Origin of the sequence: Streptomyces sp. NRRL F-5122 (genome assembly GCF_001507435.1) — a bacterium.
GTDB classification, from domain to species: Bacteria; Actinomycetota; Actinomycetes; order Streptomycetales; family Streptomycetaceae; genus Streptomyces; species Streptomyces lannensis.
In genome coordinates this window covers 1-378 of sequence record NZ_LMWH01000147.1, presented here as the reverse complement: position 1 = coordinate 378, position 378 = coordinate 1, and the positions used below count along the sequence as shown (strand labels likewise).

Sequence of the window (378 nt, the reverse complement as noted above, 5' to 3'; positions counted from 1 at the left end):
CGGCCTGTCCGGCTTCGAGACCGGCGTCGCCGTCATGCCCCACGTCCAGGGCGACCCCGACGACACCGAGGAAAAACCCACCGGCCGCATCCGCGACACCCGGAAGCTGCTGACCACGGCGGCCGTCATCATGAGCGGCTTCCTCATCACGACCAGCTTCATCACGACCCTGCTGATCCCGGAGAAGGAGTTCCGGCCGGACGGCGCCGCGAACGGCCGTGCGCTGGCCTATCTGGCGCACGAGTACCTGGGCAACGCCTTCGGCACCGTCTACGACGTCTCGACCATCGCCATCCTGTGGTTCGCGGGCGCCTCCGCGATGGCCGGACTGCTCAACCTGATGCCCCGCTATCTGCCCCGCTACGGCATGGCCCCGCA

General features: G+C 68.8%; 1 pseudogene. It reads left to right on the top strand.

Annotated elements, in window-relative coordinates:
* Positions 1-378 (top strand): annotated as a pseudogene (locus tag ADL25_RS16810) (amino acid transporter); the annotation flags it as partial.